This is a genomic window from Sphingobacterium multivorum (assembly GCF_900457465.1).
GTDB classification, from domain to species: domain Bacteria; phylum Bacteroidota; class Bacteroidia; order Sphingobacteriales; family Sphingobacteriaceae; genus Sphingobacterium; species Sphingobacterium multivorum.
Genome location: NZ_UAUU01000002.1, coordinates 344,359 through 366,383 on the forward strand (window position 1 = coordinate 344,359; position 22,025 = coordinate 366,383).

The 22,025-nt window shown below is 40.4% G+C and carries 18 protein-coding genes and 1 pseudogene; 3 read left to right on the forward strand and 16 right to left on the reverse strand.

The window, feature by feature from the left end:
* Positions 1 to 7: 7 nt before the first annotated feature.
* From ftsZ to mraZ, 13 genes are all read right to left on the reverse strand, one after another.
* Entirely contained in the window at positions 8 to 1,705 is a 1,698-nt protein-coding gene (gene ftsZ, locus DTA23_RS01680; RefSeq protein WP_046673976.1) for a cell division protein FtsZ, read from the reverse strand.
* A gap of 140 nt (positions 1,706 to 1,845) precedes the next feature.
* Complete coding sequence (gene ftsA, locus DTA23_RS01685; protein WP_070564959.1) at positions 1,846 to 3,222, reverse strand: cell division protein FtsA; 1,377 nt, start codon at positions 3,220 to 3,222, stop codon at positions 1,846 to 1,848.
* 25 nt (positions 3,223 to 3,247) lie between these two features.
* Positions 3,248 to 4,084 carry a cell division protein FtsQ/DivIB gene (locus DTA23_RS01690; RefSeq protein ID WP_112373650.1) on the reverse strand — a complete coding sequence of 279 codons (837 nt, stop codon included), beginning with the start codon at positions 4,082 to 4,084 and terminating at the stop codon, positions 3,248 to 3,250.
* A complete protein-coding gene (gene murC / locus DTA23_RS01695; RefSeq protein ID WP_112373651.1) occupies positions 4,077 to 5,432 on the reverse strand; it encodes a UDP-N-acetylmuramate--L-alanine ligase in 1,356 nt (451 codons plus the stop codon). Before murC ends, DTA23_RS01690 begins: the two co-directional genes overlap by 8 nt.
* Positions 5,433 to 5,439: 7 nt before the next feature.
* Complete coding sequence (murG, locus tag DTA23_RS01700; protein WP_112373652.1) at positions 5,440 to 6,543, reverse strand: undecaprenyldiphospho-muramoylpentapeptide beta-N-acetylglucosaminyltransferase; 1,104 nt, start codon at positions 6,541 to 6,543, stop codon at positions 5,440 to 5,442.
* 13 nt (positions 6,544 to 6,556) lie between these two features.
* Positions 6,557 to 7,756 (reverse strand): FtsW/RodA/SpoVE family cell cycle protein, encoded by a 1,200-nt coding sequence (locus DTA23_RS01705; RefSeq protein ID WP_046673971.1) that lies wholly within the window; start codon positions 7,754 to 7,756, stop codon positions 6,557 to 6,559.
* 30 nt (positions 7,757 to 7,786) lie between these two features.
* Complete coding sequence (murD, locus tag DTA23_RS01710; RefSeq protein WP_070564947.1) at positions 7,787 to 9,160, reverse strand: UDP-N-acetylmuramoyl-L-alanine--D-glutamate ligase; 1,374 nt, start codon at positions 9,158 to 9,160, stop codon at positions 7,787 to 7,789.
* A gap of 2 nt (positions 9,161 to 9,162) precedes the next feature.
* Positions 9,163 to 10,407, reverse strand: coding sequence for a phospho-N-acetylmuramoyl-pentapeptide-transferase (gene mraY, locus DTA23_RS01715; protein ID WP_046673969.1), 1,245 nt, complete (start codon positions 10,405 to 10,407; stop codon positions 9,163 to 9,165).
* A gap of 4 nt (positions 10,408 to 10,411) precedes the next feature.
* The gene (locus DTA23_RS01720) at positions 10,412 to 11,872 is read right to left on the reverse strand and encodes a UDP-N-acetylmuramoyl-L-alanyl-D-glutamate--2,6-diaminopimelate ligase (RefSeq protein ID WP_112373653.1); all 1,461 of its coding nucleotides are present in this window, start codon (positions 11,870 to 11,872) and stop codon (positions 10,412 to 10,414) included.
* Positions 11,873 to 13,990 carry a PASTA domain-containing penicillin-binding protein gene (locus DTA23_RS01725; RefSeq protein ID WP_112373654.1) on the reverse strand — a complete coding sequence of 706 codons (2,118 nt, stop codon included), beginning with the start codon at positions 13,988 to 13,990 and terminating at the stop codon, positions 11,873 to 11,875.
* An 8-nt stretch (positions 13,991 to 13,998) separates the two neighbouring features.
* Positions 13,999 to 14,412 carry an FtsL-like putative cell division protein gene (locus DTA23_RS01730; protein WP_112373655.1) on the reverse strand — a complete coding sequence of 138 codons (414 nt, stop codon included), beginning with the start codon at positions 14,410 to 14,412 and terminating at the stop codon, positions 13,999 to 14,001.
* A gap of 15 nt (positions 14,413 to 14,427) precedes the next feature.
* Positions 14,428 to 15,342, reverse strand: a complete 915-nt coding sequence (gene rsmH / locus DTA23_RS01735; RefSeq protein ID WP_112374039.1) for a 16S rRNA (cytosine(1402)-N(4))-methyltransferase RsmH — start codon at positions 15,340 to 15,342, stop codon at positions 14,428 to 14,430.
* A 4-nt stretch (positions 15,343 to 15,346) separates the two neighbouring features.
* A complete protein-coding gene (gene mraZ / locus DTA23_RS01740; RefSeq protein ID WP_070564930.1) occupies positions 15,347 to 15,808 on the reverse strand; it encodes a division/cell wall cluster transcriptional repressor MraZ in 462 nt (153 codons plus the stop codon).
* 435 nt (positions 15,809 to 16,243) lie between these two features.
* Here mraZ and aspS point away from each other — a divergent pair.
* Together aspS and DTA23_RS01750 are read left to right on the forward strand one after the other, a co-directional pair.
* Positions 16,244 to 17,993 (forward strand): annotated as a pseudogene (gene aspS / locus DTA23_RS01745) (aspartate--tRNA ligase).
* Positions 17,994 to 18,090: 97 nt separating this feature from the next.
* Positions 18,091 to 19,479 (forward strand): LutB/LldF family L-lactate oxidation iron-sulfur protein, encoded by a 1,389-nt coding sequence (locus DTA23_RS01750; protein ID WP_112373656.1) that lies wholly within the window; start codon positions 18,091 to 18,093, stop codon positions 19,477 to 19,479.
* Positions 19,480 to 19,562: 83 nt separating this feature from the next.
* On the opposite strand, the gene DTA23_RS01755 is transcribed toward DTA23_RS01750, so the two are convergent.
* The 3 genes from DTA23_RS01755 to DTA23_RS01765 form a co-directional block, all read right to left on the reverse strand.
* Complete coding sequence (locus tag DTA23_RS01755) at positions 19,563 to 19,748, reverse strand: hypothetical protein (protein ID WP_146752992.1); 186 nt, start codon at positions 19,746 to 19,748, stop codon at positions 19,563 to 19,565.
* Entirely contained in the window at positions 19,735 to 20,100 is a 366-nt protein-coding gene (locus tag DTA23_RS01760; RefSeq protein WP_112373658.1) for a DUF4890 domain-containing protein, read from the reverse strand. The genes DTA23_RS01755 and DTA23_RS01760 overlap by 14 nt, the downstream gene beginning before the upstream one ends.
* Positions 20,101 to 20,200: 100 nt before the next feature.
* Complete coding sequence (locus DTA23_RS01765) at positions 20,201 to 21,109, reverse strand: energy transducer TonB (RefSeq protein WP_112373659.1); 909 nt, start codon at positions 21,107 to 21,109, stop codon at positions 20,201 to 20,203.
* A 72-nt stretch (positions 21,110 to 21,181) separates the two neighbouring features.
* Between DTA23_RS01765 and DTA23_RS01770 the strand changes: the two genes are divergently transcribed.
* Entirely contained in the window at positions 21,182 to 22,003 is an 822-nt protein-coding gene (locus DTA23_RS01770; protein WP_112373660.1) for a hypothetical protein, read from the forward strand.
* Positions 22,004 to 22,025 lie beyond the last annotated feature (22 nt).

Genomic DNA, 22,025 nt, shown 5'->3' on the forward strand with positions numbered 1-22,025 from the left:
GAATCAATTAGTCTACATTATCATGTAGGAAAGAATTGTTCGGTCTAATTTCAGTATTTCCGTCTTCAAAGGAAAGTGTAAAACGAGACACCTGAGATTGCGAAGAATGCGGTGTATCTTCCAATGACATTTGTTTCCGCTTATAAGCAGGCTCGTTTTCCAACTCATGTAGACCATTAGAAGATTTTAGTTTCATGCTCAATTCTTTAAGACGCAAGATGCGTTCTTTTGTACGAACCAGCTGATCTTCAAACGAAACTTGCTCTTCTTCTACCTGAGGGACTTCTACTTGCTCATTTGTTGTACTTGATGAAAATGTAGGTTTTTCCTCATATCCTGACGCAGAAGGAGCTGTGTAAGAATCAAACACTGTTGGCATCTGGAATTGAAACACTGACGGTGAGGTTTTCAATTGAAAATCACTATCTCCAAATGAAGTTTCCTCTTCATAACCACCATCAAAACCCAAATCATGACGTATTACTTGTGGTTCCTCAACAGCTACCTGTTGTTGTACCGCATTTCTGGGCGAAGTGAACAAGTCAGATTGCAAATTATTTGGAGTAGAAGTATTTGTAGAAGGTGCTGGTGTATCCACACGTTGAACCGGAGTTACGAAACTATTCGTAGCTGGAACTTCTCTTGGAGCTACCTGAGAAACAGGTTTGATAAAAGAATTAGCCGGTTCAGCAGTTAAGGGCATAGACACCTTTGTATTTTCACGTTCTTTATCACGTTCTTCAGATGTTTGAAAACCAGTGGCAATAATTGTTACTGACAATTCGTCTTCAAAATTCTCATCAATACAGTTACCCCAGATCAAATCTGCTGACAAACCAGCTTTTTCCTGAATGTAATCCGTAATGATCGCAACTTCATCCATAGTTACTTCTTTCGTTCCAGAAGTAATATTCAATAAAATATAGCGAGCACCTTCAATCTCATTGTCTTTCAACAATGGAGAAGCTAAGGCACCTTCCACTGCACGTAATGCACGATCTTCACCTTCGGCAACAGCATTTCCCATTATGGCAACACCACTATCGTTCATAACAGTGCGAACATCTTTAAAATCGACGTTTACATAACCAGGGATAGTTATTATTTCGGCGATACCTTTTGCCGCGGTAGTCAATATATCATCTGCTTTTGCAAAAGCCGCAGTCATCGTCAAATTACCAAAGATCTCACGAAGGCGGTCATTTGAGATCACAAGATAAGAGTCTACATATTTACGTAATTCCGAAAGTCCTTCCTCCGCTTGTGAACGACGGCGTTTACCTTCAAACGTAAAGGGCGTAGTTACAATCGCAACAGTTAAAATACCCAATTCTTTGGCAGCTTTCGCCAATACTGGACTAGCACCGGTACCAGTACCACCGCCCATACCAGCTGTAATAAACAACATCTTGGTATTGGTACCCAACATACGTTTGATATCTTCAATACTTTCGATCGCTGAATTTTCACCTACATCAGGATCTGCTCCTGCTCCCATTCCTTCGGTCAGACTTATCCCCAATTGAACTTTATTTGGGATCGGGCTCAATTCCAATGCTTGCGCATCAGTATTACACACGATAAAATCTACCCCACTAATTCCTTGTTTATACATGTGGTTTACGGCATTGCCACCACCACCACCAACCCCAATAACCTTGATTATTGAAGATTGTTCTTTTAACATTTCAAACTGTATTGACATAACTTATCCCTATTTAACTTACAATGAAGATGATATCAAAACGAATCAAACCCACTATATGTAATGTAATAATAATATAATTTCAACAAAAGTTTTCCACATTTGTTAAATTGTGGAAAACTTCAACTATTGTGGAAAACTTACTTCTTATCTAAAAAACTTGCGTCATCGATTTCATTACCGTCTTTGATAAAACGTTTGAACCATGACAATAATCCTTGCTCCTTTTGTTGCTGTTCAGAAACTTCTTTTGTTGTCACCGTAGCGGCCTGCACTTTTTTAGATGGGGCGTGCATTTCTCTCCGGCTATCTTCCTCTTCCTCGTGCGACTGGATTCCCTTGATCAACAAGCCGATACTTGTTGCATACAACGGACTTTTCAATTCTTCAAACAACGGTTTTGGTAAAACCTCATTCTTAGAAAGATATTCATTCGGAAATCCGATACGACAATCTATTCCAGTAATATATTCAACAAGTTGTACCAAATGTTTTAATTGAGCACCACCACCGGTAATCACAATACCACCGATCAGTTTATTTTCATATCCAGAAGATTTGATTTCATAATACACGTGCTCAATAATTTCCTCCATTCTAGCTTGGATGATATAAGCTAGGTTTTTAACAGAAATTTCTTTTGGTTCACGACCTTTTAATCCGGGCACGCAAATCACCTCATTTTCTTTGTTTTCATCAGCTAAAGCTGATCCAAAGCGAGTTTTCAACAATTCAGCTTGGGAACGCAAAACAGAACATCCCTGACGGATATCTTCTGTGACGATATTACCACCTAAAGGAATCACGGCTGTGTGACGAATAATTCCTTCATGGAAGATGGCAACATCTGTGGTTCCACCACCGATATCTACTAATACAACACCAGCATTTTTTTCGTCTTCATCCAATACAGCTTCTGAAGACGCTAAAGGCTCGAGAATCAATTCAGCAACTTCCAGATTGGAATTATCAATACATTTTTTGATGTTTTTAATATCAGTTACACGTCCCGATATAATATGGAAATTTGCTTCAATACGACGCCCCGCCATACCGATAGGTTCGCGAATCCCCGGCTCGTTATCTACCGTAAATTCCTGTGGTAAAACATGTATAATTTCTTCTCCTGGAGGCAGTACCAGTTTATACATATCAGAAATCAGTCGTTCGATATCGCGTCGAATGATTTCGTCGTCACCATCGGTTTTGGTAAATATTCCACGGTGTTGAATACTTTTGATGTGTTGGCCAGCAATTCCCACATTCACCACTTTAATATCCACATTGGACTGTGCTTCGGCTATCTCAACAGCCTCTAAAATACTTCCCACAGTTTTCTGGATATTAGCAACTACTCCGCGGCTTACACCGGCAGAGTCCGCTTTCCCCACACCTAATAATTCAATTTTGTTTCCTGAGCTACGTCTCCCAACCGTAACACAAATTTTGGTAGTACCAATATCGAGTCCCACGATAATTGGGTTTTCTCTTTCAATTTCTGCTGCCTTTGAGTTCATAATTTCCTGTATTGTTGCTGTATTACTATAATGTATTATTTGCTACTTTTTTTGTTTGATCGCCTGAAAAACTCCAGTTTCCTCGTTTTTCACAGATGATCTGACCTCCATATTTCACATTGACAACACCGTAAGCATTTATACCTACCTTTGGCATGATCTGCGCATAAAAGGTCTTTAATAATTCAAATTTTTGTTCCAATGAATCTGCCGATCCAACAATTAATTGCTGTGTCCCTACACGAGGTACAAGTTCAATATCCTTATCCGAGTTCACATATATCTGCACAACCTGATTACTCCATAATTCGTCATTTTTGATAAATTCAACGACCTTAACCAAATCTTTAACCAATGGTGTTGCTATGGTATCCAATGCTTCATTATATCCTTCTGCAATATTACCTGTAGCAACCATGATGTGCGGTATATACTTCAACGTTGTCGGTATCTTCAATCCTTTGGGGTCTACATAAAATTCCTTGCCATTTTTGTTGATGATCCGCATGACAGCCTCGCGCTGATTAATGTTAATTCTGATCGTACCATCCATATCGGCATGTATACTGGCATCGGAAACATACGGTAATTTGCGCAAGGTTTTTTCAACCTTCTGAAAGGGGATTCCATTGACTTTCTTCCCCACGAAACTACCATAGTTCTGTTCGATCAATTTGGAGATATCAGCCTGATCAATAAAAGCTTCTGTGCCTTCAATGACAATCTTAATATCTTTACAAACCTGCTGCTCATCACGTTTCCCAACAATACTCATAATCACGACGACGACTATTACGCCGATAAAAAACAGCGTAAAGTAGAGGACACGATTCCATTGTATGTTACGTAATTTTTTAAGCATGCTCTAAAATCGCCTGTAACGGTTTAACCAATTTGTCAATATCACCTGCCCCAACTGTAACAATCAGTTCCGGCTTTTCATCGCGTGCGAATTCCAGGACTTCTTCTGCTGTTACAAGCTGTTTTTCCGTTGCCGTAATTTTATCCAATAACCAACTCGAATTGATCCCTTCAATGGGGAGCTCCCGTGCTGGATAAATTTCCATTAACAACAGCTTGTCAGCCATGGACAATACCTCGGCGAAACCATCCACAAAATCCCGAGTACGCGTAAATAAATGCGGCTGAAAGACCACATTTAACTTTTTCGTAGGATACAATTTCCGCATCGAAGTTAAAAATGCACGCAGTTCCTCTGGATGGTGCGCATAATCATCAATATACACCGCTCCAGGTTTACGGACAATATATTCAAACCTTCTTTTCACGCCTTTAAATGTCGTTAACGCTTTCTTAATAGCTTCGTCTGCAATTCCAAGTAAACGGGCTACCGCAATCGCAGCTACCGCGTTTTCAACATTGTGGATACCAGGGATACCCAAATGAATATCATCTATTCGTCCGTTGGTATCTTGGTAATCAAAAAAGAACTCTCCATCGCGTACATGCACATTGGAAGCATATGCATCAGCGATTTCATGGCCTGAATAACTTATTTGCCCCTCAAACTCGAGGCCTTTTTTTATAATACGTGTACCTCCTTCAACAACTTTATCCAAGAACATTTGGAAGGATTCAAGCAAATGGCTCCGATCGCCATAAATGTCCAGATGATCCGCATCAGAAGAAGTTACTATTGCGATATTGGGGTGAAGCGTCAGGAATGAACGATCAAACTCATCAGCCTCAACCACAACTGTATTATTATTTCCATAAAGCACATTGGTACCGTAGTTAGAACTGATTCCACCCAAAAAGGCCGAACAGTCGTAGCCCGAATCTTTCAATACATGTGCCACCATTGTAGAAGTTGTCGTTTTACCATGTGTACCAGCAACCGCTACTGTAAATCTACTTTCACTAATGATCCCCAAAACTTGAGATCGTTTATAGAGCGTATGTCTTTGTGATTCAAAAAAAGCTTTAATCTTCGAATCTTTAGGAATAGCCGGTGTAAAAATGACTAATGTCTCCGTCGTAGGTACGTTAAAAATAGCATCAATCGTGTTGATATCATCCTGATAGGAGATCGCGATCCCTTCCTTGACTAAGGTTTTAGTCAGCTCAGTTTCTGTACGGTCATATCCATTCACCTCACAGCCCAAATGCTTAAAATAGCGTGCAAGGCCACTCATGCCTATACCACCTATTCCGATCAAGTAAACTTGTTTTATTGCATCTAGATTCATACTTCGTCTATTTTTTTTTAACCAATTTATACACCTCCTCGGCAATCTGCACGTCAGCATTCAACTTACCGAGTTTTTTAATATTCCCACTTAATTGTGCGACATGAGCTGCGTCTTTTAATAAAGTTAAAGCAGCAGGTATTAAGTCTCTTTGTGCATCACTATCCTTCACCAGTAATGCAGCGCCTTTATTGACCAATGCCATTGCATTTTTGGTCTGATGGTCTTCGGCCACATTGGGTGAAGGCACAAGGATAACAGGTTTTCCAATCACACAGAGCTCAGAGATGGTACCGGCTCCAGCACGGCTAATAATCAAATCTGCCGCAGCATAAGCATAATCCATGCGCTGAAGAAAGGCCAGCATCTTGATATTACCTGGAAGTTTACCTGTCAACTCCGCGTGTAGGTTTTCAACATAGAAACTACCGCATTGCCAAATCAGCTGCACTTCTTCCTCCTTTAGCTCATTCAGGTAAGCAACAACACTTTCATTTAATGTTTTAGCCCCCAAACTACCGCCAAGTACCAAAATTGTTTTTTTGTGTGGATCTAACGCAAAGAACGCTAAGGCCTCCTCTCTTTTTCCTGCTATCGCAATAGACTCGCGTCTTATTGGATTGCCGGTGAGCAATACTTTGTCCGCAGGAAAAAATTGCTCCATCCCCTCATAAGCCACACATATTTTTGCTGCCTTAGCACCAACTTTTTTGTTGGTTACACCAGCATAGGAATTCTGTTCTTGCACGACTGTTGGCACCTCCAGCTTATTGGCCATCATTAGCAATGGACCTGAAGCAAAACCACCTACCCCTACAGCCACATCCGGTCTAAAATCCTTAATTATGCTTTTTGCTTTATTTAAACTTTTCATAAGCTTAAACGGCAAAAAGATATTCTTCCACAGCTGCTTTCTATTGATTCCCTGAATGTCGAGTCCAACAATCTTATATCCTGCTGCGGGCACTTTATCCATTTCCATCCGGCCATTGGCACCCACAAATAGAATTTCATTTGCAGGATCCATTGCCTTCAACGCATTTGCAATTGAAATCGCCGGAAAGATATGTCCTCCGGTTCCACCACCACTGATAATTACGCGAATTGCCATGCTTAATTTATTATTATGCAGGAATAGATCCTATAACCACTTTTTTCGGTTTAGGCTTTTCATCCAGCTCTTCTTTACCTTTTAATTCTTCAATATTTCTACTCACACTCAGGATGATTCCCAAGGCGACACTCGTAAATAAAATCGAGGTTCCTCCCATACTCACTAGTGGAAGCGGAACCCCCGTTACTGGTCCCAATCCGACGGCAACAGCCATATTGGCCAAAGCCTGAATTGTCAAACTAAATCCCAAACCCGCAGCCAGAAAAGTACCAAAAGCTTTGGGACTCATCGTGACAATACGTATACATCGATACATAAATGCCAAATACAGAAATAGCAGAATTACCCCCCCGACTGTTCCATATTCTTCAATGATAATCGCGTAAATAAAATCGGAATAAGGGTGCGGCAACACATTACGTTGCACACTATTTCCCGGTCCTTTTCCAAAAAGCCCACCAGTTGCTATAGCAATTTTCGCATTGTTTGCCTGATAATTTTTATCATCCTGGAAGGATACCGTTTTATCCACTTTTTCAGTATGAAAAAAAGATTTTACCCGGCTGATATAAGTCGTTCTACGGGGACCAAAGAAGATAACCATCATAAGGAGCACCCCTCCGCCACAACAAACAATGGCAATCTGCTTAAAACTAATCCGTCCGATCAAGAGCAATAAAACACTCACGCCAAACAGCATCAATGCGGTAGATAGATTGGCCAAGGCAATCAGAATAAACACACCACACACCGACCCCATAATGGGTAAGAACGATTTTTTCACATCTTTGATCTCTTCCTGCTTCCGGGATAACATCCTTGCAAGAAAGACGATAAGTGACAACTTTGCTAAATCCGATGTTTGAAAGGTCAAACCTATACCAGGGATAGTCAACCAACGACTAGCTTCATTAACTTTACTTCCGAACAACAGCGTAAACAACAATAAAGGGATTGTAATACCCATCATTATTTTGGATATACCCGCATAATACCGATAATCTAACTTGTGAGAAAGATACATCAGGACAAAGCCTATGGCAATAATAGAGAAATGCTTTAACAGATACATTTCAGTCCCTTTCCCTTCTTTATAAGCCAAGGTACCCACCGAACTGTATACAGCCAAAAGTGACCATCCCGATAAGATAATCACAATGATCCATATCCATCGATCACCCTTCAATTTAGACATTATATTCTGTAGCATATCCTTCCTCCTCTTATTGGGTTACACCATTTATAATTCCATTACAGCAGCCTTAAATTTATCGCCACGATCTTCATAATTCTTAAACCAATCAAAACTAGCGCAAGCAGGAGACAATAAGACGGTGTCACCTTTTTGAGCTAAGTGGGACGACAATACCACGGCATCTTGCATGGAGGTACTGTTGACAATAATCTCCACATCTTGTTCAAATGCTTTATGAATTGCAGCCGTATCTTTTCCTAAACAAACGATAGCGCGCACCTTGTCTTTGACCAAATCAGCAAGCATACTGTAATCGTTTCCTTTATCCACGCCACCCAACAACAACACGATTGGTGTAGAGAAACTTTCCAAAGCATACCATACCGAATTTACATTCGTCGCCTTTGAATCGTTAATGTAATTTACACCGCCGATACAGGCTACATGTTCAAGGCGATGTGGAATATTCACATACGATCCCATACTTTCTTTCATCACTTGATTTCTCAATTCCTGCACTTTCGCAATTAACCCAGAAGCCATGCTATTATAAATATTATGCTTCCCCTGCAATGACAATTCCTCAGCTCTCATAGTGAATGTATCGTTATTTGGTGTATTAATAATTATTGTTTTGTTGGCATTTAAATAAGCCCCCAATTCAACAAGTTGTTCTTGTGTAAAAGGCAAATAGGTCCCTTTACTATGATGTCTTTCCAATCCTTTAACTGTTTCCGGATCGTCCAGGCAGTATATAAAATAATCCTTCTCCGTTTGATTCTGAATCATTCTGAATTTTGAATCCACATAATTTTCCATTTTATGGTCATAGCGATCCAAATGATCAGGAGTAATATTCAGTATAACAGCAACATCTGCTCTAAAATGGTACATATCGTCCAGCATAAAGCTCGATATTTCCAATACATAGCAATCGAACTGTTCTTTAGCCACCTGCAATGCAAAGCTTTTCCCGATATTACCTGCCAATCCGACGTTTAAACCGCCATGCTTAAGCATTTCATAAGTCAACATCGTCGTCGTAGACTTTCCGTTTGACCCTGTAATACAGATTAACTTTGCATCCGTATATTGCGCCGCAAATTCAATTTCTGCAATCACAGGTATATTCTTTGCTCTCAATGCAACGACCAATGGTACGGTCGCTGGAATACCAGGGCTTTTTACAACCAGTGCAGCATTCAAGATACGGCCTTCGTCATGTTGACCTTCTTCGAAAGCTATTCCCTCCGCTTTTAGTTGTTCCTTATAGTGGTCTGCAATAAGCCCTTTATCTGACACAAATACATCAAATCCCTTTTCTTTCCCAAGAATCGCCGTTCCAACACCGCTTTCGCCTGCCCCTAAAATGACCAGACTTCCAGATTGAGGATAATATGTTGTTGCAATATTTGACATCATTATCTAATTTTCAATGTTACAATAGTAAGAATGGCCAATATGATTCCTACAATAACAAAACGTGTTACAATTTTCGCTTCATGATACCCCTTCTTCTGAAAGTGATGGTGCAATGGTGACATCAAAAAGATCCGTCTACCCTCACCATATTTCTTCTTCGTGTATTTGAAATACGACACCTGAAGAATAACCGAAAGGTTTTCCAACAGAAACACACCACACAAAATTGGGATCAATAATTCTTTCCGGATCAAAATAGCAAAGGCAGCAATAATACCGCCGATCGCTAAACTTCCCGTATCACCCATAAAAACTTGAGCAGGATACGTATTATACCATAAGAAACCTACGCAAGCGCCAACAAATGCTCCAGCGAAAATCACGAGTTCTCCGGAATTGGGGATATACATAATATTGAGGTAATCTGAAAAGATCACGTTACCCGACACGTACGCTAAAATGGCTAAAGTAACACCAATGATAGCGGATGTACTCGTGGCTAAACCATCGATACCGTCCGTAATATTTGCGCCGTTTGAAACTGCCGTAACGATAAAAATAACAACAACTAAAAAGACGATAAAAGTCAGATAATCGCTCTGTAGTCCAAATATTTTAAACACCTTGGCATAATCAAACTCATTATTTTTATAAAACGGAATATTCGTCTTCGATGATTTTACGTTTTCAGCGTAGGTCTTCTCACCTGTACCTTCATTGATAACCACTTCAACAGGCTTGGTAGAGGTTGGTTTATCGACCCCTTTTCGAACTACGATATCTGGATGAAAGTACATCGTACAAGCAATTATTGCTCCCAAGCCAACTTGTCCAACAACTTTAAACTTACCAGCTAAGCCTTCTTTATTATGTCGAAAGACCTTGATATAATCATCTAAAAATCCAATTGCGCCCATCCAAAGTGTTGTCACAATCATGATAATCACATAGATATTCGTCAATTTAGCAAATAACAAGGTAGGGATAAGAATACCTGCAATAATGATGATCCCACCCATTGTCGGCGTACCAGCTTTCTTTTTTTCTCCTTCAAGCCCCAAATCACGAATTGTCTCTCCAACTTGCTTATTATGCAAGAATTGAATCAATTTTCCCCCAAAAACCGTGGTAATAATCAATGAAGCGATTACAGCCATAGATGTCCTAAAAGAGATGTATTGAAACAAACCTCCTCCAGGTATATGAATATATTCGCTAAGCCACGTAAAAAGATGGTACAACATATTTCTATTGTTCGTTAAATGTATTCTCTAAAACTTCTTTATCATCAAAATGATGTTTTACACCATTTATATCTTGATATTTCTCATGCCCTTTTCCTGCAACCAGGATAATATCCCCAGGATTAGCCAGCTGATATGCTGTCCTTATCGCTTCCTTACGATCAGCTATAGAAAGCGTCTTCGCCTTTTGGTCTGCTGCTACACCGGCTTCAATATCTTTAATAATCTGATAAGGATCTTCTGTACGCGGATTGTCGGACGTAATCAAAAATCGATCACTATAACGCAGAGCCGCTTCAGCCATTTCAGGTCGTTTAGTTTTGTCCCGATCGCCTCCGCATCCCAATACGGTAATGATTTTTTGTTCCGGACGTCGCAATGAGCTAATGGTCTTCAACACATTTTCAACTGCGTCAGGAGTATGCGCATAGTCCACAATTCCAAAAACACCAGAAGTCGATTTCATCGTTTCAAACCGCCCCTCTGCCCCCTTCAAGGTACTGAGTGCAGTCAATACTTTCACCGTTTCCTGCTCAAGCAAGATAGCGGCACCATAAACCGCCAAAAGGTTATATGCGTTGAAATCGCCGATCAATTTTACCCATACTTCCTGTCCATCAACACTCATCAACATACCATCGAAATGGCTTTCGATCACCTTTGCTTTAAAATCCGCTCCAGAACGTAAGCCATAGCTTTTCCGATGTGCCACTGTATTTTGAAGCATGACCTGACCATTTCTATCGTCAGCATTCGTCAAAGCAAAAGCATTCGCATCCAGATCGTCAAAAAACTTCTTTTTCGCTTTAATATAGTTATCAAAAGTTTTATGGAAATCCAGGTGATCATGCGTAATGTTCGTGAATATTGCACCCGCAAACACCAAGCCTGCAATACGTTCCTGAACGACAGCATGCGAACTAACCTCCATAAACGCATAATCACAGCCATCATCAACCATATCCCGTAACAATTTATTCAATTGAACAGGGTCTGGTGTTGTATGCGTTGCTGGTATAATCTTTGTTCCAATTTGGTTTTGTACTGTAGATAATAAGCCTACATGGTAGCCTAGCTCAGTAAACAGCTGAAACAACAATGTGGCTACTGTCGTTTTACCATTCGTACCGGTCACCCCAACAAGTTTCAACTGCTCAGCAGGATTTTCGTAGAAATTAGCCGCAGCAACCCCTAAAGCATAAGCAGAATCAGCCACCAAGATATAAGCGACAGAGTCTAACGTCTCTTCGGGCAACTCCTCTACAATAACGGCTCTTGCTCCCGAGGTAATTGCCTTGTCTACAAACAAGTGACCATCTGTTTGAACACCCCGCACTGCGATAAACAAACTTCCAAACTCCACTTTTCTGGAATCAAAGCACAAAGAGTGCACATCAACCTCTTCGAGGTTCCCTACAACCTGCTGTACAGGGATAGCATGCAATACTTTTTTTAAATCCATCATTTACTTAAGTTCTAAATTTATCGCCGTTCCAAAAGGCAGTTTTTGCCCCGCAGCTAACGACTGTATTCCAACTCTTCCTTTTCCCGTCACGTGCGCCTTAAATCCGGCATTCTCCACAACATATAAAGCATCCATCAAACCCATGCCAACCACATTCGGAACAATTCCTTCTTTATATTTTAAATCCATAAATGGCACGCCTCGTGTAGAGGTATCCACCTCTCCCCGGGCAATTGTATCCCAATTCACGGTATTAATTCCCAACCTATCGTACACTTTTTTACTAGCTTCCTTCGAACCCTGCAAAGTCAATGGCATTCTTCCGCCTACATTGACCGCTTTAAACGTCTTTTTCCCCTCCATTTCCATATCGTTTGCATATACCATGTCTGCAAGTTCTTTAAACACGGGCCCTGCAATCGATGCACCATAGTATCCATTTCTCGGGTTACGGATTACCACAATAATGGAATATTTTGGATCTTCCGCAGGAAAATACCCCGCGAATGAAGATTGATATCGTCTGGCACCGTACCCCCTCGAACCATCAGCCATCTGTGCTGTACCTGTTTTACCACCAGAGCTATATAACGGACTAGCAACACTTCTACCTGTTCCTTCAGTCATAACACCTTCCATCATTCCCCTCACCTCTGCTAAAGCATGATCCGAAGCGATCTTTTCGTTAATCACTTTCGCTTGAAAGGTTTGAATAGTATTTCCTAAATGCCGAATTTCCTTAACAAATAGCGGCGCTATCAACTTTCCGTTATTTGCGACAGCATTATAAAATGTCAACGTTTGCAATGGTGTAATTTTCATTTCATAGCCGTAAGCCATCTGTACCAACGATAACCCACTCCAGCTTTTGCTTTTCGACGTTTTCACCAAAGGCACACCTTCCCCGGGAATCTGTAGATCGAGCGTCTTACCAAAACCAAAAGAATGTAGCTTTGATGTAAACTGATCCGGGTTATCTTTATAGGCTTGATATACAAACTTCGTAACACCCACATTCGACGACTCCTCAAAAGCCCTTTTCGCTGAAATTATAGACTTCTTAGGCGCATGTGAATCACGAATCGTATGCTTATAAATTGGCCAGTTACCATTACCAATATTCACAGTTGTACTCGAGTCTATTTTCTTATCATCGATCAAAGCCAGATAAGAAGCCAACTTAAATGTTGAACCTGGATCTGCACTTTGTGCTATTGCAAGATTGAACTTTTCACGGTAGACTCCGTCTTTATCGCGCATAAAATTAGCCACCGCACGCACCTCGCCTGTTTTCACCTCCATCATCACAACACAGCCCTCATCCGCATTACTCGTAATCATCTGCTTCTCCAGAGCCCTTTGCGCCATATCCTGCATATTCACATCAATAGTAGAGATAATATCAGACCCATCAACCGGGGCAACCTCAATATCTTTGTTAACAGGAATCCATACCCCACCAGCAATACGCTGCATTAACCTCTTTCCGCTTCTTCCGTCGATATATTCGCCATATGCCCCTTCCAAACCAACATGAATATTTTCTTTCACATTTTTATAACCGATGGTTCTCGCAGCGAGATTGACAAAAGGTAAAATACGCTTATTCTGCCTATCTGTAATCAAACAACTTGGAAAACGTTCTTTATTGACACGTGCAGATTTAAGTAAAGGGAATTGTTTTACCCGCTTTAAATCTTGGTGTGACACATTACGTTTGAGCAACAAGTAGCGCTGCTTTTTATTCCGTGCCTGTTTTAATAATGTCAAATACTGCCGAGATGATTTATCTTTAAAAAAATCAGCAAGTTTAATAGCCAAGGAGTCAACTTTCAAATTGAAATACTCTTCATCTTCTTCGGGAATCGCCATTGCATCAAAACGAAGCTCATATTCAGGCACCGAAGTAGCCAATAAGCTTCCGTCATTTGAATAAATATTACCACGAGCAGCTTCCACCTCCCGTTCCTGAATAGAAAGGCTATCAGCTAAAGCTTTCCAATGCTCTCCATCGACATATTGCAACTTGGCCATTTTTCCAAATACCAAAAACGCAAGTAGTACGATAAGCCCAAAAGCAAAATAGACACGCACAAGAATCGTATTTCTGATACTCATAACTCTTCCTATTTATCTTCTTTATTCTCTATAACTTCAACCTTGATCGGTGGTTCCACACGCTCTTTCAACCCCAAAGAATCGACACGTTTGGCAATTTCTGTCTGTGTAGACATTTTCATCAGTTCGGCAGAGAGAGACTTATGATCCCAGCCCAATTCCTTTACCTCTTTACTCACTTTATCGATACTCCGAATAGTTCGCTCTGCAAAATGACGATTGGAAATATACAGTAACATCAGAAAGGCAATAAAAGCTCCGAAAGGCAAGTAATGCAATATTTTATTTAACGAAAGGTCTCCAACGGTAAAAAGCGTTTTAATAAACGCTTCTGTTTCTTCCGCCTTTTCCTCGACAGTTTCTTGCAGTTCCTCCTGAACTTCTTCACTCAATTCTTTCTGTCTTATCGTATTTCTGCTCATCCTCTCGCTCCATTTTTAAGACAAATTCAACTTTTCAGCAATACGCAGTTTCGCACTGCGCGATCTATTATTTATCGCCAACTCTTGTGCAGATGCCGTAATTGCTTTACGGCTCAACACATGAAATGGCTTAATTTCATTTCCAAAAAAATCCTTTTCAACTTCCCCTTTAAACTTACCTTTGGCCATAAAATTCTTAACCAAACGGTCCTCCAAAGAGTGATAGGACATCACAGCCAATCGGCCCTCAACACGGAGTACATCAACTGTCTGCAACAAAAATTCCTGCAACGCCTCCAACTCGCGATTCACTTCGATACGAAGAGCCTGAAATACCTGTGCATGGTACTTATGTTCTTTACCCTTTGGAACCATACGTTGAATCACCTCTTTCAATTCAGCAACAGTCTGGATCGGCTGTGACAAACGCGCAGTAACAATTGTTTTCGCAAGCGATTTAGCGTTCATGATTTCACCATACATACCAAAAATACGATGCAGATCCTCCTCCGAATAGGTTGCCAAAAGCGACTTTGCATCCAAATCGCCCACCTGATCCATACGCATATCCAAGTCTGCATCAAAGCGAATAGAAAAGCCACGATCTGCAGCATCGAATTGATGCGAAGAAACACCTAGATCTGCTAAAATACCATCTACAGAACGTACACCTTCCAAACGAAGGCTATTCTTTAGAAACCTAAAGTTTTGGTGTATCAACGTAAAACGAGGATCGTCAACTGCATTTTCCAATGCATCCGGATCCTGATCAAAAGCAAACAACTTCCCCTTCGGCCCTAATCTCTTCAGAATCTCTCGAGAATGGCCACCACCACCAAAAGTCACATCCACATAAATACCATCCGGCTTAATAGCCAAAGCATCCATGCATTCTTGTAACATTACCGGAACATGATATACATTCTCCATACGCTTATAGTCCAAAATTAATATCTCCCATTACCTCCGCAGCCAAAGATGATATATCCTCTACACCGCCATCACCCATCAATTCCTCATACCCTTCTTTTGACCAAACCTCAATCTTATTAAACTGACAAGCCAAAACCAGCTCAGTGCTTATTCCTGCAAATTCCAGCAAACTTTTGGGTAACAAAACACGACCCGCAGCATCCAATGTCAATTCCGTAGCGCCACGCGTAAAAGCACGGACAAACGCCCGAACTTTAGGATCGAATTGATTCAATTTCGCCAGTTTAGCCGTCATCAAATCCCACTCTTCTCTTGGATAAAATACAAGATGTTTCTCAAAACCGCGATTCACCACAAGACCATCCCGCTCTACATGAGGCATTTGCCTCTTGAGCGCAGCTGGTAACACCATTCTTCCTTTGGCGTCTAACTTGCATTCGAATTCTCCGATCAACTGAGTCATGTCGTCAATTATCCTATTCTAATTTAAATGTAAAAGTATACACTTTCTCCCACTTTCCCCCACTTTATAACATAAAAAAGTTTTCCACATCAACAAATCGCTACAACAAACAGAAGTCGACTTCAAAAAAAACACATGTAAAACCTTATTTACAAGCAGTTAAAAGCCAATTTTCCTGAAAAATAAGCTATTACGCCAGAAGTGATTTTTTGCTCTTTTTTTTATCAAAATCAGCAATGAATTGTAAAAATTTCCTCTTTAGAAATTTAATTTTAGCCAATTTTTGCCCCAAAAGGGGGCAAAGTGGGAGGAGTCAAAAACAGAAACAAAAGATGTGGCAGAAAGTGGGAGAAGGCTCCTCAAATAACCTGAACAGAATTCGTTATTGTCGAGTAAAACCAATAATTTTGCGTCAAATATAATTTTCATAACGATATGCACAGAACACACACTTGTGGAGAATTAACACTAGCTGACTTAGGGAAAACGGTTACCCTAAGTGGATGGGTTCAAAAATCGCGCGATTTGGGCGGTATGACTTTCATCGATGTTAGAGACCGATATGGTATCACACAATTAACGTTCAATGCAGATGATGATGCGTCCTTGCGCGCAAGTGCCCGTGAGCTCGGAAGAGAATATGTCATCAAGGTAACTGGAGAAGTTATCGAACGCTCTAATAAAAATGCTAAAATCTCCACTGGAGATATTGAAATCAAGGTTTCAAATCTTGAAATATTAAATGCCGCTAAATTACCTCCTTTTACAATAGAAGATGAAACAGATGGTGGTGATGATATCAGAATGAAGTTCAGATACCTGGATTTACGTCGTAATCCTGTACGTGAGAACCTAATTTTACGTCATAAGACCTCTCAAGAGGTACGCCGTTATCTTGACTCCCAAAACTTTCTGGAAGTAGAAACCCCCTATCTGATCAAATCAACTCCAGAGGGAGCACGCGACTTTGTCGTACCTTCCCGTATGAATCCTGGAGAATTTTATGCGTTACCACAATCCCCACAAACCTTCAAACAATTATTGATGGTTTCAGGTTTTGATCGCTATTTCCAAATTGTAAAATGTTTCCGTGATGAAGATTTGCGTGCAGACCGTCAACCAGAGTTCACGCAAATAGACTGTGAAATGTCTTTTGTAGAACAGGAAGATGTGTTAAATATCTTTGAAGGTCTTGCAAAACATATCTTCAAAACAATCAAGGGAATTGACCTAGGTACCGTTCCACGTATGACTTACGCAGATGCGATGCGCCTATATGGATCAGACAAACCAGATATCCGTTTTGGAATGCAGTTTGTCGAACTAAACGACGTTGCCAAAGGAAAAGGTTTCCCTGTATTTGATGCAGCGGAGCTAGTGGTTGGTATCAACGCGGAAAATTGCGCGCATTACACCAGGAAACAACTGGATGCATTGACAGATTTTATCAAGCGTCCACAGATTGGCGCAACAGGCTTGGTATATGCGCGTGTGAATGAAGACGGTTCAGTGAAGTCGTCCGTTGATAAATTTTTCACACCAGAACAACTGTCGGCAATTGCAGAAGCGTTCCACGCGAAACCTGGCGACCTATTGTTAATTATGGCTGGTGGAACAGACAAAGTTCGCAAACAACTCAATGAATTACGCCTTGAAGTTGCGTCACAACTTGGTTCCGCAACAAAGAAACCTTTGCTCCATTATGGGTTGTTGATTTTCCACTATTGGAATGGGACGAAGAAAGTGGCCGTTTCCATGCCATGCATCATCCATTCACATCTCCAAAACCGGAAGACATCCCACTTTTAGATACCAATCCTGGAGAAGTAAGGGCAAATGCCTATGACTTTGTATTAAACGGTGTAGAAGTAGGCGGTGGATCAATCCGTATCCATGACAGAGACCTTCAATCGCTCATGTTCAAACATTTGGGATTCAGTCCTGAAGAAGCAAAAAAACAATTTGGATTCCTGATGGAAGCCTTTACCTATGGGGCTCCCCCACACGGCGGATTGGCTTTTGGCTTTGACCGACTCGTATCCTTATTGGCAGGTTTAGATTCCATCCGCGACGTGATTGCCTTCCCAAAAACAACTCGGGAAGAGATGTTATGATTGACGCACCGTCAACCATTCACCAAGAGCAACTGGACGAGCTAAGCTTAAATATTGCGATAAAAGCATAAATTATTTAACTCGATTTTCGAGAAACAATTTATTAACAGTATATTTAAAAGTTGGTAATTTTTACCAACTTTTTTTTGTGAAAAATTAGCAGATTAGATGACAGAGAGTACCGCTAATACGTTTATTAAGGAAAGTGCGCAAAAAGCATTTGACACCAAACACCGCGATATTATCAATTACAATATCGACAAATACAGCATGGCTTTCGAAAAAGGCAAGAGCAAATTTGCGGACCTTGAAAATAGTAAGATAAAAGCGAACCTGATCAAATGGAAGGTCATGGAAAATCTCGATCGCTATTTGTTGCAATTTGAAGCAAACTTCACGGCTCGAGGCGGAAAAGTAATCTGGGCCAATGATGCTACGGAAGCCTTGGACGAAATCTATTCGATCATTGCACGTAAAAAAGCAAAATCTGTCGTAAAGTCAAAATCGATGGCGACAGAAGAGATCGAGCTTAATCATTTTCTGGCCTCCAAAAATATTGAAGCCATAGAAACTGATCTTGGCGAGTATATCATCCAGCTGCTGGATCAAAAGCCCTATCATTTTGTTACACCGGCTATGCATTTGAGCCTGGAAGATATTGCCAAGCTTTTTCACGAGAAATTTGACACACCACTAGATGCATCTGCGGAGCAACTTACAATGAAGGCCCGTGAATTACTTCGAGATCGTTACCTATCGGCAGAAATTGGGATTACTGGAGCCAATTTCTTAATTGCCGAAACTGGAAGTATAGCAATTACCGAAAATGAAGGAAACGCCCGATTGACATCGACCTTCCCCAAAACACATATCGCCGTCGTTGGAATAGAAAAAATCATTCCCAATGTACAAGATTTAGAAGTCTTTTGGCCACTCCTGTCCACACATGGCACGGGTCAAAATCTAACAGTATACAATACGCTACTCACTGGGCCAAAACAGCCTTATGAATCAGATGGGCCCGAAGAAATGTATGTTATACTGCTTGACAATGGCCGCAGCAAGCTCTTAGCGCAAAAAGAACAACGTCAGGGTTTGTACTGCATTCGTTGCGGAGCCTGTTTAAATGTATGCCCAATCTACCAGAACATCGGTGGACATACCTATGAAACGACTTATCAGGGCCCAATTGGATCGCTCATATCGCCACATTTAAATGGCATGAAGGAATTCAAACACCTGAGCTACGCCTCCACACTCTGCGGAAAATGCACCGAGGTCTGCCCCGTGGGTATTGACATACAGCGCATGCTTCTCGTTAACAGAAAAGATTCAGTTGATCAGGGTCTGGCAACAAAAACGGAACAAAAAGTCTGGCAGTGGTTCACCTACGGGATAATGCGAAGAAAACTGATTGATTTCTTTGGCGGAAAATTCAAGAATTTCTTCCTCAAGAAATTCTTTCAGAAAACCTGGGGAGATCAACGAGAGCTACCCAAATTGGCCGATAAATCTTTCTCTAAACAATGGAAAGAACATCAAAAAAATAAAGAATAACAAAAAAGAAAGAGGGAACCAATGGTTCCCTCCTCTACTAACACTCACCACTATTTAATATGAAAACTATCCTTGTTTAATTGTTATGAAGCTTTTACTTCAGCATCATTTGTTTTATTCACTTCTCCTTTTCTAAAGTCCTTTCTTTTCAGCTGTCTGTCTCTTTTCCAATGTTCTTTGTGCATTTTACGATTTTCAGCATAGGAATCCTTTAACGTTTTTTGTTGCTCTGGAGTTAACATTCCCATCATTTTTTCATGTTCTGCCACACGTTGTTTTTTCACTTTTGCTCGATATTCTTTGGCGTTCAGCAGCTAATTTCTGATGGTCCTTTGCTTGCTTCAAATTAAAAGCATAGATATCTTTACGCTGTTTATCTGTAAATTTCAACTTTTGATCCATGCGATCAGTTTTCATTTTAGCAACTTCCTCTGGAGTTTTATTTTTAAAACTATCGTGCATTCTTCCTGTTTTATGTTTATGCATAGAAGCTTGCACTTCTTTCATTTCTGGTTTAACATCTTTTTTTTCTTGAGCGAAACCGGCTAAAATCAATCCAGATAGCGCCAAACTTAACATCAACTTTTTCATTTCTTTATTTTTTATAAAACCAACAATCATTCTTTTTAATAAGTACTCATTTTCAACTTATTTATCAGTAAGAGTCGTCTCGGCTATCGAAAGTTTAATTGATGATCTGTTAAATAAAGTTAAGAAGCATTTATTGGGAGACAGCACTTAAACGAATCGGTAAAGTATACGCTACACGTACTTTAAGCCCGTTTTGCACTCCTGGTTTCCATTTTTTCGCTTTCTTCAATAAGTTTATAGCAGCATCTCCCGTACCAAATTTCATATCACGTTTAACAGCAATATCTGTCAGTGATCCATCTTTCTCAACGACAAAAGAAACCTCTATAACACCCGAAACTCCTTGGTCTAAGGCCTGTTGTGGAAAGTTGTAATTCTCGGCGATCCACTTCATAAAAGCAGGCAGTCCCCCCACAGGTGTTGGCATAATTTCTACTGATGTAAATGTATTGTTAGCATTATCATCAGTTCCGCCTCCCGATAATGAACCATCTTTATAACCAGTAATATCACCATCTCTTTTTGAAGAACCAAATTCACCGCGCGCAATATATGTCCCCGATGGACTTGCTTTCAATGTGATCCTTGAGGTCATTGTATTGGGGTTTTTCAACTCATCCTGACTCACAAGCTCTTCGGTAACTCTGCTCGCTGCGGTCACTTTTATATCGGGCATCCGAACCAAATCAAATTTGGATACATCTTGGGCAACCTGCTGCGGGGCTTTTTCCTGCATCATAACAGGTTCTTCAGGAACCTCCTCTTTTTCCTCCACCTTCTTTTGAATTTCTTCCAGCATGTCGGGTCCAATATCTCGTACTTCATAAATCACGGCCGGAACAGTTTGCTTAAAATATTTATTATATGTATAGGATCCTGCAATCAGCAAAACTGCAAAAGAAACAACAATTCCTAACCCCATATTTGTTGCTCTATCAGAGAGATTTCGCAACTCGTAAGCACCGTACATTTTGTTGCGACCAGCAAAAATAACGTCCAGCCATTCTTTGCGGTAGATATTCAATTTAGAGTTCATCATAACATTAAAGTTTAAATCTTTTCATTATGATGAGCGAAAGCCTTATATTTCACAAAAAAATTCAAAATACTTATGAAGTCACTTTTTTCAGCTATTTTTCTACTTACATTGTATGCTTGCGGGAACAATCAAAATCAATCCAAAACTGCAATCAAGCACGAAAACAAGGAAAAGACTATTTCGCCATATTTTGGTTTTTTAAGCCAACAAAAAGATTCGCTTATCGCTTTACCTATGGATCAAGCGATGGAAGGACCTGAAAAATACAACTATGTGATTGTGGAAAATCAGGTAAGCCCGCTAGAATTTGTTCAGAATAAAATGGACAACAAAGAGAGTAACGGAAGACAGACCGCCCAGAACTTTGCGAATAGTGAAGGTTCGTTATTTAAAATTAGTGACGCGATCAAGTCTGGCGAATTTGGTATGCTTGTCAACAAAGCTTTTATAGATCAGTATAAAATTGAGAAGTTTACAAAAGTTCAAAAAGAAACTTCTCCAGAGATCAAGGAGCAGCTTGAAAAGAAATACAATAGGAAGATTAATAAAAGTACGACAGTTGCGATCCTCAGTGATCAGTCCGAGTTTAATCTTACGGTGTTTGAAAATCAACAAGACTCTGCTTTAGCTGTATTTTCCTACGCAAAGGACGAACAGCTGATCAATTTGGATTTCCCGGCTTTATACGATGATATCAGCACTTGGCGTGTTGATGATGGCGGTCAGTTTGACAACGAGGCTTTTCAGATACTAACCGTATTGCGTTCTGAGCAAGGAATTAGTTTTATCAGCATTTTTTGGGGTGCTGAGGGTTATGAACTGAACTTTTACCAGCCAAAGAAAAATTTATTTACCTCTGCGGCACAAGCTTATGGGTACAGTTCCCCCTTATAAATAAACAAGTTTAAGTTTCCCC

Bases quoted from the DNA above. Each gene is read 5' to 3' on its own strand.
- ftsZ (WP_046673976.1), bottom strand. From the start codon at position 1,705: ATGTCAATACAGTTTGAAATGTTAAAAGAACAATCTTCAATAATCAAG.
- ftsA (WP_070564959.1), bottom strand. From the start codon at position 3,222: ATGAACTCAAAGGCAGCAGAAATTGAAAGAGAAAACCCAATTATCGTG.
- DTA23_RS01690 (WP_112373650.1), bottom strand. From the start codon at position 4,084: ATGCTTAAAAAATTACGTAACATACAATGGAATCGTGTCCTCTACTTT.
- murC (WP_112373651.1), bottom strand. From the start codon at position 5,432: ATGAATCTAGATGCAATAAAACAAGTTTACTTGATCGGAATAGGTGGT.
- murG (WP_112373652.1), bottom strand. From the start codon at position 6,543: ATGGCAATTCGCGTAATTATCAGTGGTGGTGGAACCGGAGGACATATC.
- DTA23_RS01705 (WP_046673971.1), bottom strand. From the start codon at position 7,756: ATGCTACAGAATATAATGTCTAAATTGAAGGGTGATCGATGGATATGG.
- murD (WP_070564947.1), bottom strand. From the start codon at position 9,160: ATGTCAAATATTGCAACAACATATTATCCTCAATCTGGAAGTCTGGTC.
- mraY (WP_046673969.1), bottom strand. From the start codon at position 10,407: ATGTTGTACCATCTTTTTACGTGGCTTAGCGAATATATTCATATACCT.
- DTA23_RS01720 (WP_112373653.1), bottom strand. From the start codon at position 11,872: ATGATGGATTTAAAAAAAGTATTGCATGCTATCCCTGTACAGCAGGTT.
- DTA23_RS01725 (WP_112373654.1), bottom strand. From the start codon at position 13,990: ATGAGTATCAGAAATACGATTCTTGTGCGTGTCTATTTTGCTTTTGGG.
- DTA23_RS01730 (WP_112373655.1), bottom strand. From the start codon at position 14,412: ATGAGCAGAAATACGATAAGACAGAAAGAATTGAGTGAAGAAGTTCAG.
- rsmH (WP_112374039.1), bottom strand. From the start codon at position 15,342: ATGGAGAATGTATATCATGTTCCGGTAATGTTACAAGAATGCATGGAT.
- mraZ (WP_070564930.1), bottom strand. From the start codon at position 15,808: ATGACTCAGTTGATCGGAGAATTCGAATGCAAGTTAGACGCCAAAGGA.
- DTA23_RS01750 (WP_112373656.1), top strand. From the start codon at position 18,091: ATGACAGAGAGTACCGCTAATACGTTTATTAAGGAAAGTGCGCAAAAA.
- DTA23_RS01760 (WP_112373658.1), bottom strand. From the start codon at position 20,100: ATGATTGTTGGTTTTATAAAAAATAAAGAAATGAAAAAGTTGATGTTA.
- DTA23_RS01765 (WP_112373659.1), bottom strand. From the start codon at position 21,109: ATGATGAACTCTAAATTGAATATCTACCGCAAAGAATGGCTGGACGTT.
- DTA23_RS01770 (WP_112373660.1), top strand. From the start codon at position 21,182: ATGAAGTCACTTTTTTCAGCTATTTTTCTACTTACATTGTATGCTTGC.